Below are 17,965 nucleotides of genomic sequence, written 5' to 3' on the forward strand. Positions count from 1 at the left end.
TTAGGCGACTCTGCCAGTGGTTGTGTCAGAGATTGATCACCTCAGTTTGATCGCAGCCATATGTAACATTTATGCGACACCGCGTCGTCGGAGTTGATCTTCACGGGTTCAGCCGGTCGACGGTCCAGCCGTCGCCCGTGCGGGTCCAGCGGAATCGGTCGTGCAGGCGGAAGGCGCCGTCGGCCCAGAACTCGATCTGGGTGGGTGCGATGCGGAAGCCGCCCCAGAAGGGCGGGCGGTCCGGGTCGGGGCCGAGCCGGGCTTCGTGCGCCGCGACCTCGTCCAGCAGCGCCTGCCGGTTTTCCAGCGGGCGGCTCTGCCTGCTGGCCCAGGCGCCCACGCGGGATTGAAGCGGGCGGCTGCGATAATAGGCGTCCGCCACCGCTCCGTCCTCGCGCGTGACGGTGCCGCGGACCCGGATCTGCCGGCGCAGCGACTTCCAGTGCATCACGAAGGCGGCCTTGCCGGTGGCGGCGATCTGCGCGCCCTTGGCGCTGTCGTAGTTGGTGTAGAAGACGAAGGCCTCGGCCTCGATGTCCTTCAGAAGGACGATCCGCGCGTCGGGCATTCCGTCCGCGTCCACGGTCGCAAGCGCGATCGCGTTGGGATCGTTCGGCTCGGTCGCCGACGCTTCGGCCAGCCAGGCGCGCGCCAGCGCGAACGGATCGTCGCCTGCGAAGATGCCGTCGCGGTCGCTCATGCTTGCTGCCCTTCCGGCTTTGTCCTAATCCTCACGCAAGGTTGAAAACGCGGGGAGAGTGCCATGTCAAGCGATGCCGCGGGGGCGCAGGTGAACGGGGCCACGGCCGGGCTGATGGCAAGCAAGCGCGGGCTCGTCATGGGGCTTGCCAATGACAAGTCGATCGCCTGGGGCATTGCGCGGGCGCTCGCGGGGGCGGGGGCGCAGCTTGCGTTCTCGTACCAGGGAGAGGCGCTGAAGAAGCGCGTCGTGCCGCTGGCCGAGCAGCTGGGATCCTCGCTCGTCATCCCCTGCGACGTCGGCGACATGGAATCGGTCGACGAGTTGTTCGCGACGCTGGAACGCGAGTGGGGCACCCTCGACTTCGTGGTCCACGCGATCGGATTTTCCGACAAGGAGGAACTCCGCGGCCGCTACGCCGACACCAGCCGCGAGAACTTCCTGATGACGATGGACATCTCGGTCTATTCGTTCACCGCCGTCACGCGGCGGGCGACGGCGATGATGCCGAACGGCGGCAGCCTGGTGACGCTGACCTATTACGGGGCCGAGCGGGTGATGCCGCACTACAACGTCATGGGCGTGGCCAAGGCCGCGCTGGAGGCGTCGGTCCGCTATCTCGCCGAGGATCTGGGCAAGGACCGCATCCGGGTCAACGCGATCAGCGCGGGGCCGATCAAGACGCTCGCCGCCTCGGGGATCGGCGACTTCCGCTACATCCTGAAATGGAACGAACTGAACTCGCCCCTGCGCCGCAACACCACGATCGAGGACGTGGGGAACTCGGCGCTCTACCTGCTGTCGGATCTCGGCTCGGGGGTGACGGGGGAAACCCACCACGTCGATTCGGGCTACCACGTCGTCGGCATGAAGGCGGTGGACGCGCCCGACATCGACGCCACCGTGAACCGCAAGGCGGCCGAGTGATGACCGCCCCTGCCGGCCTTCCGGCGGTCGGGTGATGGACGGGGTTTCCGCGGCGCTGGGCGCGGGCATCACGGCGGGGCAGCTTTCACTGTTCGTGGGGACGATGGCGCTTGCCATCCTGTCGCCCGGCCCCGCGATCATCGCGGCGAGCCGGTCCGCCGCATCGCGCGGGCGCCACGCCTCGATGCCCTACGCGATGGGACTGGCGTTCGGCGCATCGCTCTGGTGCGCGTTCGCGCTGTTCGGGCTGACCATCGCGTTCCGGAACTTCCCATCGCTCTATACCGCGTTCAAGGTCGCGGGCGGCGCCTACCTGGTCTGGATCGCCGTCCAGATGGTCCGCCACGCGGCCGACCCCCTCGCGATGGAGGGCGAGACGGTCGCCGGCCCGGGCTTCGCTCAGGGCATGGCGCTGAACCTGTCGAACCCCAAGCCCGCCCTGTTCTACGCCGGCGTCATCATGTCGATCTTCCCCGCGCTCCACGGCCCGTCGGCCGGGATGATCTATGCCGTCGCGCTGTCGGTCGAGGTGACGTTCTACGCCGTCGTCACCTTCCTGATGGCGACCGCGCCGGTGCGCCGCGGCTACGGCCTTGCCAGGACGTGGATCGACAGGGTCGCGGGCGGGCTGATCGGTGTGCTAGGACTGTCGCTCATCATCCGCCATTGACCACGCCATCGACCACGCTTCACGAGACCGAGGATCCGCATGTCCCGCGCCAACATGACCGACCGCCTGCCGCACGAACGGGGTTTCCACGTCAGCTGGGACCAGCTGCACCGCGACGCGCGCGCGCTCGCCTGGCGGCTTCAGGACACCGCGCCCGAGGGCGGGGGCGACTGGCGCGCGGTCGTGGCGATCACGCGCGGTGGCATGGTTCCGGCGATGATCGTGGCGCGGGAGCTGGACATCCGCATCGTCGACACGATCAGCGTCAAGTCCTATCTCAAGGGCGAGCAGGGCGACATGGCGGTGCTGAAATCGCCCGACGCCGGGCTGATGGGCGATGGCGAGGGCGTGCTGATCGTCGATGACCTCGTGGACAGCGGCCGCACGCTGGAACTGGTTCGCAAGATGTATCCCAAGGCGCATTTCGCCACAATCTACGCCAAGCCCAAGGGCCAGCCGATGGTCCAGACCTACATCACCGAGGTGAGCCAGGACACGTGGATCTTCTTCCCGTGGGACCTCGCGCTGCAATATGTCGAGCCCTACCGCGGCAGCGACTGAGGGGCTGCACCCGCGCGGGAACGGGGCGGTAGCCGCGCGCGTTCACTGCCACGGCTCCGGGCCCCGGACGCCGATCCTCATGCTTGGGACGACATGACCGACCTGACTTTCGCGCCGGGACACAACGTCTGGCGCCATGCCCGGGCTGACCGGTTCACGCTCATCGTCGACGCGGCCGACTACTTCGTCGCGCTGCGCCGGGCGATGATCGAGGCGCGCGACCAGGTGCTGATGATCGGCTGGGATTTCGACTTCGAGATCGAGATGCTGCCGGGGCAGAGCGACGGGGACGGCCTTGCTCCCGACGGGCTTCCCAACCGCGTGGGCCCGTTCATTGAGGCGCTGGTCGACCGCTCGCCGCGGCTCGACATCTACCTTCTGAAGTGGAGCGGCGGCGTCCTGATCGCGCCCGCGCGGATCATCCCGGGGCTGCGCGTCAAGCTGCTGAGCCCGAGCCAGATCCACCTTGGCCTGGACGGCCGCCACCCGGTCGGGGCGTGCCACCACCAGAAGATCGTGGTCGTGGACGACTCGCTCGCCTTCTGCGGCGGGATCGACGTGACCGACGGGCGCTGGGACACGCGCGAGCATCGGCCGGGGGACCAGCGGCGCAGGCTGAAGTCGGGCGAGATCGCGCAGCCCTGGCACGACGCCTCCGCCATGTTCGACGGCCCCGCGGTCCGCGACCTGGGCGATCTTGCCCGCGCGCGCTGGCTTCGCGCCACCGACGAAGAACTGGCGCCGCCCCGCGCCGACACCCGCGACATGTGGCTGCAGGGCTTCGCGCCGGACTTCGAGAACGTCAGGATCGGGATTTCCCGGACCGAGGCGCCGGACCGCGACACGGTTCCGGTCGTCGAGATCGAGACGATGTATCTCGACGCGATCCGGTCCGCGAAGCGCAGCATCTACATCGAATCGCAGTACTTCTCGTCCGGCAGCATCGCCCGCGCCATCGCCGCGCGGCTGAGGGAGCGGGACGGGCCCGAGGTCGTCGTCATCAACCCGCGCGCGGCGCAGGGTGCGATCGAGGACATGGCGATGCACGTGCCGCGCAGCCGCATCATCCGGCAGATGGTGCGCCACGACCGCCACCGCCGCTTTCGCATCCTCTACCCCGTGAACGCTGCGGGCGAGCCGATCTACATCCACGCCAAGGTGATGATCGTGGACGACACCATGCTGCGGGTCGGGTCCAGCAACATCGACCGTCGCTCGATGGGGTTCGACAGCGAGCTGGACGTGACGCTGATCGCATCCACCCCCGCGCACCGCGACTGCATCCGCCGCCTCCGCGCCTCGCTTCTGGCCGAGCATCTGGGCCGGCCCGAGGACCAGGTCGCGCGCGTCATCGAGAAGCGGGGCATGCTTGCCGCGATCCGGACGTTCAATCACCGGCGCCGTCGCGGGCTTCGCAAGGTGCCGCGCAGGCGGGCGGGGGTCTTCGCCCGCTGGCTGGCCGACACCCGCATCTTCGACCCGCGCTACGACCGCGGGGCCCCGCGCCGGACCGGGTTCACGGGCCGCCACCTGACGATCGGCGCGGCGGCGGTGGGGCTGGGCGTCCTGGCCTGGCGGCGGCGGTCCGGGAAAGCGCCCGGTTCCTCCCCGACCGACCGGCGGGGCCATTGACCGCCCGCCACTCGCACGGATATGTGAGCGCGTCCGAGTTCCGGGACTGCCCCGGATGAAAAGGGAACGCGCAACGGCCCGACGCCCGTCCGGCCCGATCCGCGGCTGCCCCCGCAACTGTAAGCGGTGAGCGGCGTCGACATGCCACTGGGGGCCGCGCGCGCGGACCTGGGAAGGCCGGCGCCGCGCTGATCCGCCAGCCAGGAGACCTGCTTGGACGCCACCCTTTCCGCGGCGCGGGGCGCGCCGGGGAAGCGGCATGCCGCAGCGGTGACTTCACTGTCTGCGGGCCCGCCGAGCATCCCCCCTGCGCGCGTTCCCCGGACCAAGGCCAACCGGCGGGCGACGATCCGCCACGCACCGCAAGGAACCGGGACATGACCTCGCGCACGACCCCCACGCCGACCAGACGCCTTCGCCTGTGCCGCATCGCCCTTGCGATCGGTGCCGCGATGCCCGCCGCCGCGCTGGCGCAGGAATCAGCAAGCCCCCTCGTGCCCGACGCGATCACGCTGGACCCGGTTGTCCTGTCGGCCGGGTTCTCGCCGCTCGAGAGCCTGTCCTACGGCCGCGCCTCGACCACGCTTCAGGGCGAGGACCTGCGCGAGCGCGGGATCCTGTCGGTCCGCGACGCGCTCCGCACCGTGCCGGGCATCGCCGTCACCGCGACCGGCCCCGGCTTCACCGAGATCCGCACCCGCGGGGCCGAGGCGAACCACACCATGATCCTGATCGACGGGATCGAGGCGGGCGCGGGCGACGGGCAGTACATCCTGTCCGGCCTCGACACCGCCACTGTCGAGCGGATCGAGGTGCTGCGCGGCCCGCAGTCGGTCTTCTACGGCGCGAGCGCCGCCGCCGGCGTCATCAACATCATCACCGAACGCCGGGGGCAGGGCACCCGCGCCGGGTTCGAGGTCGGGAACGGCGCCGCGACGTGGCTGTCAACGGGCATCTCGGGCGAGCGCGGGCGGCTGTCCTTCAGCGGATCGGCCCGCCACGACCGCGGCTTCGACGTGTCCGGCGACGGCGGTGAGGACGATGCGATCCGCCGCAACAGCGCGACGCTGTCGGGCGACCTGAACGTGACCCCCGACACGACGCTGGGCTTCAGCGTGCGCCGCGCCGACGAGCACTACAACTACGATGCCACGGCGTTTCCCGCCGCGGATGCGGCCGGATATGTCGTGGACAGCGACGACTACGCGGACCGCGACGAGCTGGGCGCGGAAATCTTTGCCCAGGCGACCACCTTCGACGGCCGCATGGCCAGCCGCCTGAGCTGGGAGGAGACGCGCCTCGATTTGAGCCAGAACGGCGCAGATGCGACCGAGGCGAAAACCCGCGCCCTGCGCTGGCGCGGCATCGTCGGGATCGACGGCACCGCCGCGGACGCCACCCGGACGCTCGCCCTCGCGCTGGACCGGCGGAAGGACGAAAACAGCCTGTCGCACGACAACGAGCGCCGCAACACCTCGGCCGCTATCGAATACCGCGCGGCGCTGGCGAACGGCGTGGACCTGCAGTTCGGCCTGCGCCACGACGACAACGACGTGTTCGGGTCGAAGACGAGCTACGCCCTCGCCGGGTCGTGGCGCGCCCCCGGGACGCCGTGGCGGCTGCATGCCTCGGCCGGCACCGGTATCGTCAACCCAGACTACTTCGAGCTGCTGGGCGGCTTCGGCTATGTCGGCAACCCGAACCTGGAACCCGAGGAGAACCGCGCCTTCGACATCGGCGTCGAGGCGACGCTGGCGGGCGGGCGCGGCAGGATCGACCTCACCTACTTCAACGAGCGGCTGAAGAACGAGATCACCTTCTCGGGCGCAGCCCTGCCGGACGGGACCAACTTCTTCAACGAGGACGGCACCAGCACCCGCGAGGGGGTGGAGATCGCGGGCAGCTACGACGCGACCGGCGCCGTGTCCCTGGGCGCGACCTACACCTATCTGGAAGCGTTCAACGCCGACGGCACGGTCGAGGCGCGCCGGCCGCAGCACAAGCTGGCGCTGAACGCGACGGCGCGGCTGCTGGACGGTCGCGCGACGGTCTCGGGCGACGTGCTGCACGTCCGCGACAGCTACGACCAGACGTTCTTCGGCAGCTACGGCGTCGAGGAACTGCCCGACTACACGGTCGTCAACATCGCCGGCACCTACGACCTGAACGACCGCGCCCGCGTGACCGCCCGGGTCGAGAACCTGTTCGACGAGGACTATTCCAGCTCGTGGGGCTACGCGAACCAGGGTCGGGCGGGCTGGATCGGGCTCGAATCGCGGTGGTGAGATGCTGATCCGCTGGGCCTTCGCCGCCGCCGTCGCGCTCGCGCCCCTCGGCGCGGCGGCGGGCGCAGCGGCGGGCGCGGAGGTGCCCCGGCGGGTGGTGTCGATCAATCTCTGCACCGACCAGCTGGCCATGGCGCTTGCCGCGCCGGGGCAGCTGCTGTCCGTGTCCGCGCTGGCCCATGACCCGCGCACGTCGCTGATGGCGGAGCAAGCGGGCGACTTCCCCGCCAATCACGGCCGGGCCGAGGAGATCTATCTCATGCGGCCGGACCTGGTGCTCGCCAGCACCTTCACCACCCCCGCGACCCTGTCGATGCTGCGACGGCTGAACGTGCCGGTCGTGACGTTCGAGCCGGAAGTCTCGCTCGACGGCATCACCGCGTCGATCCTGCAGATGGGCGACGCGCTGGGCCGGGCGGATCAGGCGGCCGCGATGGCACGGGACTTCCGGCGCGACCTCGCGGCGTTGCGGCGGGCGGCGGGCGACGATGCGCCCGTGGCGGCGACCTGGGCCGCGAACGGCTACATGACCGGCACCCGGACGCTGTCGTCCGACGTGCTGCGCGCGGCGGGGTTCTCGCTTCTCGCCGAGCGGCTGGGGCTCGAGGTCGGCGCGATGATCCCGCTTGAGCTTCTGCTCATGGCCGATCCCGACGCGGTCGTCGTCGGCCCGTCCGGCAGCGCCCCCGCGCGGGCCGACGACGTGGTCCACCACCCCGCGCTCGCCCGGTCGGGGGCCGAGCGGATCGAGGTCGACGACCGCGAATGGATCTGCGGCCTGCCCGCCGTGCTGGACCTCGCGCGCGAACTAGGCAGCACCCGCGCCCGCCTGTCCGGCCAGACCGGGGAGCCGTCGCGGTGAGCAACCGCGCCCTCCTTGCGGCGCTGGCGCTTCTTTGCGCGGTGCTGTTCGCGGCCTCGGTCCTGACCGGCCCGGCCGACGCCGGCATCCGCGACAGCCTCGTCGCGCTGTTTCACGACGACGGCGGCCCGCTGACGCTGGTGATGCGCGAGATCAGGCTGCCGCGCGCGGTGCTGGGCCTCATGGCCGGGGCGAGCCTGGGACTGGCCGGCGCCGCGATCCAGGGGTTCCTGCGCAACCCGCTGGCCGAGCCGGGGCTGATCGGCGTCTCTGCCTCGGCCGCGCTGGGGGCGGTGCTGGCGATCCACACCGGGCTTGCCGCGACGGCGGTGCTGGCGCTGCCGCTCTCGGGCCTCGCCGGCGCGCTGGTGGCGGTGGCGCTGATCCTCGGGATCGCGGGCGGCGCGGGGCAGGGCGGGCTGGAACACGGGCGCGGCGGCAGCTTCGGCCTGATCCTGGCCGGGGTCGCGGTGTCGGCCTTCGCGGGCGCGCTGACCTCGCTGGTCCTGAACCTGTCGCCCAACCCCTTCGCCGCCAGCGAGATCGTGTTCTGGCTGATGGGCTCGCTCGCCGACCGCAGCTGGGCCGAGGTCTGGACCGCGCTGCCGGTCATGGCCGCGGGCTGGGCGCTGCTGGTCTTCGCCGCGCGCGACCTGGACGCCCTGACGCTGGGCGAGGAGGCGGCGTCGTCCCTTGGCGTCAACCTTTCGCGCCTGCGGCTGACGATCGTGCTTGGCGTCGCCGCGGCCGTGGGCGCGACGACCGCCGTCGCGGGCGCCATCGGCTTCGTGGGGCTGGTGGTGCCGCACCTGCTGCGCAGCGCGGTGGGCGGGCTGCCGTCCCGGCTTCTTCCCGCGTCGGCGCTGGGCGGCGCGGCGCTTGTGCTCGCCGCCGACATCGCGGTGCGCCTGATCCTGCCGGAGCGCGACCTGAAGCTCGGGGTGATGATGGCGCTGGTCGGCACGCCGGTGTTCCTGCACCTCATCCACCGCATCAGGCGGGGCGCATGACGCCCGCGCTCGCCATCGAGCGCCTGAGCGTCCGGCGGGGCGAGGCGCTGGCGCTGGACGCGGTGTCGCTGCGGATCGAGCCGGGCAGCTTCGTCGGCCTGATCGGCCCGAACGGCGCGGGCAAGACCACGCTGATCCGCGCGGCGCTGGGGCTGATCCCGGCGCAGGGGCGCTGCGACCTTGCCGCGCTGCCGCCCGCCGCCCGCGCGCGCCGCGCCGCCTACCTGCCGCAGACGCGCGACGTGGCGTGGCCGGTCACGGTGGAAACGCTGGTCCGCCTTGGCCGTCGCCCGCATCACGACCGCCGCGCGGGCGACGCCGCCGTGCGCGCGGCGCTGGACCGGATGGACCTCGCGCATCTCGCGCAGCGCCCGGCCACCCGCCTGTCGGGGGGCGAGCTTGCCCGCGCGCTGATCGCCCGCGTGCTCGCGCAGGACACGCCCCTGATCCTCGCGGACGAGCCGACGGCCGCCCTCGACCCCGCGCACGAGATCGCGGCGATGCGGGTCTTTTCCGACCTCGCGCGGCAGGGACGGGCGGTCGTGGCCTCGATGCACGACCTTGGCCAGGCGGCCCGCTGGTGCGACCGGCTGGTGCTTCTGGACCGGGGCCGCATCGCCGCGGACGGCCGGCCGGCCGAGGTGCTGACCCCCGAGAACCTGCGCGCGAGCTTCGGCGTGTCGGGGGCGTTCCTCGACGGCCCGGACGGGCCGGTATTCGTGACGCTGCCCGGCTGACGGCGGTCGGAACGGTCTTTGATTTCATCCGCCCTTCGGCTAGCAAGCGGCAACGCTTGACAGAAGGGATGACCCATGACCCAGCAGCGGCTTCACCTCGTCTTCGGGGGCGAGCTGGTCGACACCGACGGCCAGGAATTCGTCGACCCCGCCGCGATCCACGTCGTCGGCGTGTTCCCCGACTACGAATCGGCCTTTTCCGCGTGGAAGGCGAACGCGCAGCGCACCGTGGACAGTGCCCAGACCCGCTACTTCATCGCCCACCTGCACCGCCTCTACGACGAGAAGCGCGAGGCGAGCCCCACGGGCGAGCTCGTCCCCTGAGACATGACGGCCCACCGATGCCGATGATGCCCGACCTTGCGCTGTGGCGGCGGCTGCGCCCGCAGCCGTCCGAGGGCACGGCGCAGGTTCCGGTCCTGCCGCCGGGCGACGGGCCGCTGGTGCTGCTGCATGGCGGTGGCAGCGCGGCCGGGCCGGTCGCAGGCGCGATCGCGGCGCGGCGAACGGACGTGCGGCTCGGCACGCTGGGGCAGGCCGCGGCCGCCGACCTGCCGGACCTCGTGCAGCTGATCGCGAAGGTGCCCGCCGACGCGGGCGCGGCGCGCACGCTGATCGCGCAGGCCGCGCCATCGGCCATCGTGCTGCTGGACGCGGACCTGCCCCGCGCGCTGCTGGCCGCCGCCGACGAGGCGGGCGTTCCCGTCACGCTGATCCAGTCGGCGCCGCTCACGCGCGCGCATGATCCGTGGTGGCGCGGAAACCTGTCGCGCGGCGCGCTCAGCCGCGTCTCGCGGCTTCTGGTGCCCGATACCGCGTCCCGGATCGAGGCGCTGCGGCAGGGCATCGCCCCCGCGCGGATCGAGGTGACGGGCCAGCTTGCCCCCATCCGCCGCGTCCTGCCCTGCAACGGCCGTGAATACGAAGCACTCCTGGCGCAGCTTCGCAACCGCCACATCTGGCTTGCCGCGGGCATACCCCTGGCCGAGGCGCAGGCGGTCATCGACGCGCATCTGGCGGTGCTCGCCTACCGCCACCGCTCGCTTCTGATCGTGGCGCCGCTGCGGCCTTTGGAAGAGCCCGCGCTTTCGGGCATGATCGAGGATGCGGGGCTGACCGTCGCCCGCCGCGCGATGGACGACGAGCCGACCGCCGACATGCAGGTGCTGGTGGCCGAGGACCAGTCGGAGCTCGGCCTGTGGTACCGCCTCGCCTCGGTCACCTACATGGGCGGAACGCTTGCGCCCGACGCGGGCGTGGCGCCGCGCCACCCGTTCGAGCCCGCGGCGCTGGGGTCCGCGATCATCCACGGGCCGGAAATCGCGGCCCATGTCGCCGAGTGGCGGCAACTGGGATCGGCAGGTGCCGCGCGCCTGGTCGATTCGCCCGCGGCGCTGGCGGCGGCGGCATCCGACCTGACCGCGCCCGACGTGGCCGCGCGGATGGCGCAGGCGGCCTGGGGCGTCGAGACCAGCGGGGCCGCGGTCGCGAACCAGGTCGCGGCGGTGATCCTGTCGGACATCGACGGCGTCGTGTCCTGATGGGCAGCAAGGCCTGATGGCGCGCGCGCCCGGTTTCTGGTTCCGGCAGCCGGGCCCGTGGTCCGCGGCGCTGGCGCCCCTGGGCGCGATCTACGCGGCGGGCACCGCGCGCAGGCTGTCGCGGGGCGGGCGCGCCCGGGTCGGCGTGCCGGTGATCTGCGTCGGCAACCTCAACGCGGGCGGAACCGGCAAGACGCCGACGGTGATCGCGCTGGTCCAGCGTCTGTCGGACCGCGGCATCCGCGCCCATGTCGTGAGCCGCGGCCATGGCGGCACCGAAAAGGGACCGCTGCGGGTCGATCCGCTGCGCCACGCCGCCGCCCGGGTGGGCGACGAGCCGCGGCTGATGGCTGCCTTCGGGCCGGTCTGGGTCGCGGACGACCGCGTGACAGGCGCGCGCGCGGCCAGCGATACGGGCGCGCAGGCGGTTATCCTTGACGACGGCTTCCAGGACCCGGCCTTGGCGCACGACCTGTCCATCGTCGTGGTCGACGCCGCGAAGGGCTGGGGCAACGGCCGCTGCCTGCCCGCCGGCCCCTTGCGCGAGCCGGTGGCCACCGGCCTCGCCCGCGCCGACATGGTGCTGAGCATCGGCGGCGGGCACGCGCAGCGTCAGTTCGCGGCGCGCTGGCCGGCCTTGCCGGTGCCGCACCTGACGGCGCGCCTGCAACCGCTGAAAACGGGGATGGACTGGACCGGCCTCCGCGCGCTCGCCTTCGCCGGCATCGGCCATCCGGAAAAGTTCTTCGCCACGCTCGCCCGCGAAGGCGTCGAGATCGTGCGCGCCGAGGCGCTGGCCGACCACCAGCCGTTCTCGCCCCGGCTGCTGACCCGGCTCGAGGGCGAGGCGCGGATGCTCGGCGCGCAGCTCGTCACCACGGAAAAGGACGCGGCGCGGCTGCCCGACGATTTCCGGGGCAAGGTGCTGACGCTTCCCGCGCGGCTTCGGTTCGACGACCCGGCCGAACTCGACCGCCGGCTCGACGCGCTGTTCGACTGACGCTCAACGCGCCAGCGCCCACACCTTCCGCATCAGGCCAGGCAGCGCGGCCGGGTCGAAGTCGCGCCGCGCGACCCACGCGCCCCGCGCCGGGTTGCCCCCGGCCGCCCCCCGCCTGACCCGCAAGCGCAATTCGAAATGGGTGAAGACGTGGCGGACCTCGCCCACCTCCTCCCACGCCGCATCCAGGGGCGGGGGCAGGTCGGTCCCGTCCCAGCCGGTCGTTGGAAAGGCGAGCGTGCCGCCCAGAAGCCCGCGCGGCGGCCGCCGTTCCACCAGCACGCGGGCGTCATCCAGCGCCACCCACACGACGCCGTCGCGCACGGGCCTGGCGGTCTTCGCCGTCCGGCGCGGCAGCTCGGCCTGGACCCCGGCCGCGCGCGCCGCGCACGGTTCCATCAAGGGGCAGATCCCGCAGGCCGGGTTGCGCGGGGTGCAGATCGTCGCGCCAAGGTCCATCATCGCCTGCGCGAAATCCCCCGGCCGCGCCGCGGGCGTCAGCGTTCCGGCGAGCGCCGTCAGTTCCCGCTTTGCGGCGGGCAGCGGCGTTTCCACTGCGAAAAGCCGCGCCACCACCCGCTCGACGTTGCCATCGACGACCGTTTCGGCCCGGTCGAAGGCAATCGCCGCGATCGCGGCCGAGGTGTAGGGGCCGATCCCCGGCAGCGCCTGCAAGCCGTCGCGCGTGTCCGGAAAGCCGCCGGCCGCCGCGACCGCGCGCGCCGTCGCCAGCAGGTTGCGGGCGCGCGCGTAGTAACCGAGCCCCGCCCACGCCGCCATCACCTCGGCGTCGCCGGCCGCAGCCAGCGCCTCGACCGTGGGCCAGCGCGCGGTGAAGCGGTGGAAGTAGTCGCGCACCGCCGCGACCGTCGTCTGCTGCAGCATGATCTCGGACAGCCAGACGCGATAGGGGTCCATCGCGGGCGTTCCGGGGGCGGCGCGCCAGGGCAGGTCGCGCGCGTGGCGGTCATACCAGGCGAGCAGCAGGGGCGCGACCGGGGCCGGCGTGGCGGGTGACGGGCGACTCACGCAAACTTTCCCCTTCGTTGGCCCCGGCGGTCTGGCATCCCGGCGCGCATGCGTCCAGATTGTGCGCGACCTGCCACCCACGCGAAGGCGCCATGGCCCGTTCCACCAGACCGCGCAACGCCGGCGCCGACGCGCCCCCCCGCCGGCGGATGCGGGGGTTCGAGCCGGCCGCGTCGCTCGTGGCGTCCCGCATCCGCAGCGGCGCCGAGGGGCGCGGCTTCGCGATGACGCGCCTGCTCACCCAATGGGCCGAGGTCGTGGGCGAGGACATCGCCCGCTGCACCCGGCCGGTCCGCATCTCGCACGGCAAGGGCTTCGGCGGGACGCTGACGGTGCTCACGACTGGCCCGCAGGCGCCGCTGGTGCAGATGCAGCTGCCGATGATCCGCGACAAGGTGAACGCCTGCTACGGCTTCAACGCCATCGCGCGGGTGACGATCACCCAGACCGCGCCCCAAGGCTTTGCCGAGGGGCAGGCCGTGTTCGCGCCCGCGAAGGCCGCGCCGCCGGCCCCGCCCGCGCCCGCGACCCTCGCCGCGTGCGACCGCATCGCCTGCGATTTCGACGACCCCCGGCTTGCCGCCGCGATGCGGCAGCTGGCGCTGAACATCCTGTCCCGCCGGGACGCAACCGACCGAAAGGCCACGCCATGACCCCGAACCTCCGCGCCTTGGCATCCGCCGCCGCGCTGTCGCTTGCCGCGCTGCCGGCGCTTGCCCAGACGCAGGCCACCCCGGCGGCCCCGGCCGACGCCGCCGCCACGACTGCGCCCGCCGCCGCCGCTGCCGCCGCCCCGGTGCAGGTGCTGCCCGACGTGGTCCTTGGCGAGGCGTCGGCCCCCGTCACCGTGGTTGAATACGCAAGCTTCACCTGCCCCCACTGCGCGGCCTTCCACGACGAGAACTTTCCCAAGCTCAAGGCCGAATACATCGACACCGGCAAGGTCCGGTTCATCCAGCGCGACGTCTATTTCGACCAGGTCGGCCTGTGGGCCGGGGTGCTGGCGCGCTGTGGCGGCGACGACAAGTACTACGCCGTCTCGGGCATGCTGTTCGGCCAGCAGAAGTCGTGGATGAACGCCAAGACCGGGGACGATCTGGTTGCCAACCTCCGCAAGACGGGGGCGGCCGCCGGGTTCTCGGACGCGCAGATGGACGCGTGCTGGGCCGACCAGGCCAAGGTCGAACAGCTGGTGGCGACGTTCCAGCAGAACGCCACCGCCGACGGCATCGAGGGTACGCCCACCTTCATTATCGGCGGCGAGAAGGTCGCGAACGGCCCCTGGGACGAGCTGAAGGCCAAGATCGACGAAAAGCTCGCCGCGACCTCGCAACCCGCGACGAACTGAGGCCGCCCGTGGCACCCCTGTCCGGGCTGAAGGTCGTCGAGCTTGCGCGCATCCTCGCCGGTCCCTGGGCCGGGCAGGTGCTGGCGGACCTCGGCGCCGAAGTCATCAAGGTCGAGGCCCCGGAGGGCGACGACACCCGCCGCTGGGGCCCGCCCTTCGTGGAACGGGACGGCGACCGCTCGGCCGCCTATTTCCACGCGGCGAACCGCGGCAAGCGGTCGGTCGTGGCCGACTTCCGCACGCCCGAGGGGCAGGCGGCCGTCCGCGACCTCGTCCGCGGCGCGGATGTGCTGATCGAGAACTTCAAGGTCGGCGGCCTTGCGAAATACGGGCTCGACTGGGACAGCCTGCGGGCGGTGAACCCGCGCCTCGTCTACTGCTCGATCACGGGTTTCGGACAGGACGGCCCCTATGCGTCGCGCGCCGGATACGACTACATCATCCAGGGCATGTCAGGGATGATGAGCGTGACGGGCGACCCGTCCGGCCAGCCGCAGAAGGTCGGCGTCGCGGTCGTGGACCTGTTCACGGGAATATACGGCGTCGCGGGGATCCTCGCGGCGCTCCATCAGCGCGAGCGGACCGGGCAGGGGCAGCATGTCGACATGGCGCTGCTGGACGTGGCGACGGCCGTGATGGCGAACCAGGCCATGAACTACCTCGTGTCCGGCAAGACGCCGGGGATGCTGGGGAACGCGCATCCCAACATCGTGCCCTACGCGGTCTTCGACTGCGCCGACGGCTGGATCATCATCGCGTCGGGGAACGACGGCCAGTACCGCCGGCTGGTCGAGGTGCTGGGCCTTCCCGCGCTGGCCCAGGCGCCGGACTACCTGACGAACGCCGACCGGGTTGCGAACCGCGACCGGCTGACGGAAACACTGACCGCCGTGACCCGCGGCTGGCGCCGGGACGACCTGCTGGCGGCGCTGGAACGCGCGGGCGTGCCGGCGGGACCGATCAACGACATGGCGGACGTGTTCGCGGACCCGCAGGTGATCGCCCGCGGCATGCGGATCGACCCCGAGGGGATCCCCGGCGTCCGCACCCCGATCCGGTTTTCCGACGCCGACCTCGCGCTCGACCGCGCCTCGCCCCGGCTGGGCTCGAGCGAGGGGTAGGCGGGCTGGATCTTTGCCCGCGCGGCTTGGATCGTCCGGGCCGGGCGGGGCCGGTGGCATCATACGACGGCAGGTGCGGGGTCCGTCGGCAATCGTGCGATGCTCGACGGTGGCGGGGCGACGCATCGCGCCGAGGTCAAGATGCACGTCGCCGTCGCAGCCGGATCGTCAGCCGCTCTTGGAGCACGAAAACGGAGGCGCCGGCATCGGCATGGCGCGGCAGTTGATGTCGCCCTTCAGGGGCGATCACGTTGTCGCCGAAGCCCACCGCCGTTCGCGGCGGCCAGTGGCAGCTGGCCTTCGCGAACCTTCCTTCAAGACTGACCCTCGCCTCCGCACGCCCGCCGCTTTTCGCCGTAATCACCGGCAGGTGCCCGTCGATGGGCGCGCGGCCCCGGTCTTCCCGTCACATGCCGAGGCACCAGCGCATCACCGCCTTCTGGGCGTGCAGCCGGTTCTCCGCCTCGTCCCAGATCACGCTGTTCGGGCCGTCCATCACCTCGGACGTGACCTCGTCGTCGCGGTGCGCGGGCAGGCAGTGCATGAACAGCGCGTCGGGCCGGGCCCGTCCCATCAGCGCCGCGTTGACCTGGTAGCCGCGCAACTGGTTGTGGCGGCGTTCCCTGGCCGATTGCGGGTCGTGCATGCTGACCCAGGTGTCGGTCACGACCAGGTCGGCGCCCTCGACCGCTTTCGCGGGATCGCGCACGATCTCGGCCTTGACGCCCTGCGCGCGGGCGAAGTCGAGCCACTCGCGCTCGGGGTCCAGCGGCGGCGGGCCGGTGAAGGTGAAGTCGAAGCCGAACTGCCCCGCCGCGTGGATCATCGAAGCGCAGACGTTGTTGCCGTCGCCCGACCAGACGACCTTCTTGCCCGCGATCGGGCCGCGATGTTCCTCGAACGTCATCACGTCGGCCATGATCTGGCAGGGATGGGTGCGGTTCGTCAGCCCGTTGATGACCGGGACGCTGGCGTGTTCCGCCATCTCCTGCAGCGTCGCCTCTTCGAAGGTGCGGATCATGATGAGATCGACGTAGCGCGACATGACCCGCGCGGTGTCGGCGATCGTCTCGCCGTGGCCAAGCTGCATTTCAGCGCCCGACAGCACCATCGTCTGACCGCCCATCTGCCGCACGCCCAGGTCGAAGCTGACGCGGGTGCGGGTCGATGGCTTCTCGAAGATCAGCGCGACCATGCGGTTCGCGAGCGGCTGCTCGGCGTCCGGGGTGCCCTTGGGGGCGCCGTTGCGGGCGTCCTTCATCCGGCGGGCGCCGTCGATGATGGACCTGAGATCCTGCTTAGAGGTGGTGTGGATGTCGAGGAAGCTCTGCATGTCGTGATCCTGGGCGAGCGCGTTCGGGCGTGGCGGCGAAAGGGCGCGGGCCTATCGTCGGTGCGCGCGATGGGCGCGTTCGGTCACGGCACAGCCGGGATTGGGGCCGGGAACGATGCCCGTGTGGGGACCGGGGAAAACGGCAAGGCCGGCAGGGACTGCCGGCGGGGCGTAAGGCTTGGCACACATGACCGACGCACTTCACAGGCGCGGCGGGGCGGGGTCAAGCCCCGACGTCCGGCCCCCGTCAGGCCGAGCGGGTGGGACGGTCGAACACCTTGCGCCCCATCAGGCTGCCCACGAGGTCCACCATCATCTTCGCGGTCTGCCCGCGCTCGTCGAGGAACGGGTTCAGCTCCACCAGGTCGAGCGAGGTCATCAGCCCGCTCTCGTGGATCAGCTCGCAGACCAGATGCGCCTCGCGGAAGGTCGCGCCGCCCGGCACCGTGGTGCCGACCGCAGGCGCGATGGTGGGGTCGAGGAAGTCGACGTCGAGGCTGACATGCAGCAGCCCGTTCGCCGCCCGCACCTGGTCGAGGAAGGCGCGCATGGGCACGGCAAAGCCGAACTCGTCCAGCACCCGCATGTCGTTGACGGTGATGTCGGATGCTTCCAGCGCCGCGTGCTCCGCCGGGTCCACGCTGCGGATCCCGAACAGGCAGATGTTCGCTTCCGGCACCGGCGCGGGGAAGGCGGGGAAGTGATCGAAGCCCGGCCGCCCGGCGAGATAGGCGAGCGGCGTTCCGTGCAGGTTTCCCGACTGCGTCGTCACCGGCGTGTGGATGTCGGAATGGGCGTCGAGCCACAGGACGAACAGCGGCCGCCCGACCGATTGCGCGTGCGCGGCGACGCCCGAGACACTGCCCAGCGACAGCGAATGGTCCCCGCCAAGGAAGATCGGCAGCCCCGACCCGCAGGCATCGCGCCCCGCGCGGGCAATCTCTCGGGTCCAGCCCAGCGTCTCGGACAGGTGGTGGACGGCGGGGTTCGCGACCGTCTCGGACCCGAGTTCGCCGGGCGTCAGGTCGCCCCGGTCCTCGACCGTGTGGCCGAGCGCTGCGAGCGTGTCCGGCAGGCGCGCCACCCGGTAGGCGGCGGGTCCCATGAGGCAGCCGGGGCGCTGCTGGCCGCTGTCGACCGGCGCGCCGATCAGGATGCAATGGGTCATCGTTCCCGCCTGTGTTCGTTGTCGCGCGCAACTTGCGGGCA

The 17,965-nt window shown here is 71.8% G+C and carries 18 protein-coding genes and 1 riboswitch; of the genes, 14 read left to right on the forward strand and 4 right to left on the reverse strand.

Features of this window, described 5'->3' with window-relative positions:
• Positions 1–100 precede the first annotated feature (100 nt).
• Positions 101–700: a pyridoxamine 5'-phosphate oxidase gene (pdxH, locus tag ELI80_RS05305; RefSeq protein WP_136650075.1), complete on the reverse strand. Its 600-nt coding sequence runs from the start codon at positions 698–700 to the stop codon at positions 101–103.
• Positions 701–763: 63 nt separating this feature from the next.
• Here pdxH and fabI point away from each other — a divergent pair, with 63 nt between their 5' ends.
• From fabI to lpxK, 11 genes are all read left to right on the forward strand, one after another.
• Positions 764–1,627, forward strand: coding sequence for an enoyl-ACP reductase FabI (gene fabI / locus ELI80_RS05310; RefSeq protein ID WP_136650076.1), 864 nt, complete (start codon positions 764–766; stop codon positions 1,625–1,627).
• 34 nt (positions 1,628–1,661) lie between these two features.
• Positions 1,662–2,297 (forward strand): LysE family translocator, encoded by a 636-nt coding sequence (locus ELI80_RS05315; RefSeq protein ID WP_136650077.1) that lies wholly within the window; start codon positions 1,662–1,664, stop codon positions 2,295–2,297.
• 54 nt (positions 2,298–2,351) lie between these two features.
• Positions 2,352–2,858 carry a xanthine phosphoribosyltransferase gene (gpt, locus tag ELI80_RS05320; RefSeq protein WP_136650127.1) on the forward strand — a complete coding sequence of 169 codons (507 nt, stop codon included), beginning with the start codon at positions 2,352–2,354 and terminating at the stop codon, positions 2,856–2,858.
• A 93-nt stretch (positions 2,859–2,951) separates the two neighbouring features.
• Complete coding sequence (locus ELI80_RS05325) at positions 2,952–4,490, forward strand: phospholipase D-like domain-containing protein (RefSeq protein ID WP_136650078.1); 1,539 nt, start codon at positions 2,952–2,954, stop codon at positions 4,488–4,490.
• Positions 4,491–4,508: 18 nt separating this feature from the next.
• A riboswitch (cobalamin riboswitch) is annotated at positions 4,509–4,721 on the forward strand.
• Between the two features lie 146 nt (positions 4,722–4,867).
• On the forward strand, positions 4,868–6,775 hold the full coding sequence (locus ELI80_RS05330; RefSeq protein ID WP_136650079.1) for a TonB-dependent receptor plug domain-containing protein: 1,908 nt from the start codon (positions 4,868–4,870) through the stop codon (positions 6,773–6,775).
• A gap of 1 nt (position 6,776) precedes the next feature.
• Positions 6,777–7,637 (forward strand): ABC transporter substrate-binding protein, encoded by an 861-nt coding sequence (locus ELI80_RS05335; protein WP_136650080.1) that lies wholly within the window; start codon positions 6,777–6,779, stop codon positions 7,635–7,637.
• Positions 7,634–8,647, forward strand: coding sequence for a FecCD family ABC transporter permease (locus ELI80_RS05340; RefSeq protein WP_236641342.1), 1,014 nt, complete (start codon positions 7,634–7,636; stop codon positions 8,645–8,647). The genes ELI80_RS05335 and ELI80_RS05340 overlap by 4 nt, the downstream gene beginning before the upstream one ends.
• Complete coding sequence (locus ELI80_RS05345) at positions 8,644–9,384, forward strand: ABC transporter ATP-binding protein (RefSeq protein WP_136650082.1); 741 nt, start codon at positions 8,644–8,646, stop codon at positions 9,382–9,384. The genes ELI80_RS05340 and ELI80_RS05345 overlap by 4 nt, the downstream gene beginning before the upstream one ends.
• Positions 9,385–9,459: 75 nt before the next feature.
• Positions 9,460–9,708, forward strand: a complete 249-nt coding sequence (locus ELI80_RS05350) for a DUF4170 domain-containing protein (protein ID WP_136650083.1) — start codon at positions 9,460–9,462, stop codon at positions 9,706–9,708.
• A gap of 17 nt (positions 9,709–9,725) precedes the next feature.
• Complete coding sequence (locus ELI80_RS05355) at positions 9,726–10,925, forward strand: 3-deoxy-D-manno-octulosonic acid transferase (protein WP_136650084.1); 1,200 nt, start codon at positions 9,726–9,728, stop codon at positions 10,923–10,925.
• Between the two features lie 16 nt (positions 10,926–10,941).
• Positions 10,942–11,925, forward strand: a complete 984-nt coding sequence (gene lpxK, locus ELI80_RS05360; RefSeq protein WP_136650085.1) for a tetraacyldisaccharide 4'-kinase — start codon at positions 10,942–10,944, stop codon at positions 11,923–11,925.
• 3 nt (positions 11,926–11,928) lie between these two features.
• On the opposite strand, the gene mutY is transcribed toward lpxK, so the two are convergent.
• Positions 11,929–12,954 (reverse strand): A/G-specific adenine glycosylase, encoded by a 1,026-nt coding sequence (mutY, locus tag ELI80_RS05365; protein WP_136650086.1) that lies wholly within the window; start codon positions 12,952–12,954, stop codon positions 11,929–11,931.
• A gap of 92 nt (positions 12,955–13,046) precedes the next feature.
• On the opposite strand from mutY, the gene ELI80_RS05370 reads away from it, so the two are divergent.
• From ELI80_RS05370 to ELI80_RS05380, 3 genes are read left to right on the forward strand one after another with little or no spacing between them, the layout of a single operon-like run.
• A complete protein-coding gene (locus tag ELI80_RS05370) occupies positions 13,047–13,607 on the forward strand; it encodes a DUF721 domain-containing protein (protein ID WP_236641343.1) in 561 nt (186 codons plus the stop codon).
• Positions 13,604–14,302 (forward strand): DsbA family protein, encoded by a 699-nt coding sequence (locus ELI80_RS05375; protein WP_136650087.1) that lies wholly within the window; start codon positions 13,604–13,606, stop codon positions 14,300–14,302. The genes ELI80_RS05370 and ELI80_RS05375 overlap by 4 nt, the downstream gene beginning before the upstream one ends.
• Before the next feature lie 8 nt (positions 14,303–14,310).
• A complete protein-coding gene (locus tag ELI80_RS05380; RefSeq protein WP_136650088.1) occupies positions 14,311–15,423 on the forward strand; it encodes a CaiB/BaiF CoA transferase family protein in 1,113 nt (370 codons plus the stop codon).
• Positions 15,424–15,829: 406 nt separating this feature from the next.
• Here ELI80_RS05380 and argF read toward each other — a convergent pair whose 3' ends face one another.
• Together argF and rocF are read right to left on the reverse strand one after the other, a co-directional pair.
• Positions 15,830–16,756 carry an ornithine carbamoyltransferase gene (argF, locus tag ELI80_RS05385; protein WP_136650089.1) on the reverse strand — a complete coding sequence of 309 codons (927 nt, stop codon included), beginning with the start codon at positions 16,754–16,756 and terminating at the stop codon, positions 15,830–15,832.
• A gap of 247 nt (positions 16,757–17,003) precedes the next feature.
• Positions 17,004–17,924, reverse strand: coding sequence for an arginase (gene rocF, locus ELI80_RS05390; protein WP_136650090.1), 921 nt, complete (start codon positions 17,922–17,924; stop codon positions 17,004–17,006).
• Positions 17,925–17,965 lie beyond the last annotated feature (41 nt).

This window comes from Paracoccus aeridis (assembly GCF_004923205.2).
GTDB lineage: Bacteria > Pseudomonadota > Alphaproteobacteria > Rhodobacterales > Rhodobacteraceae > Paracoccus > Paracoccus aeridis.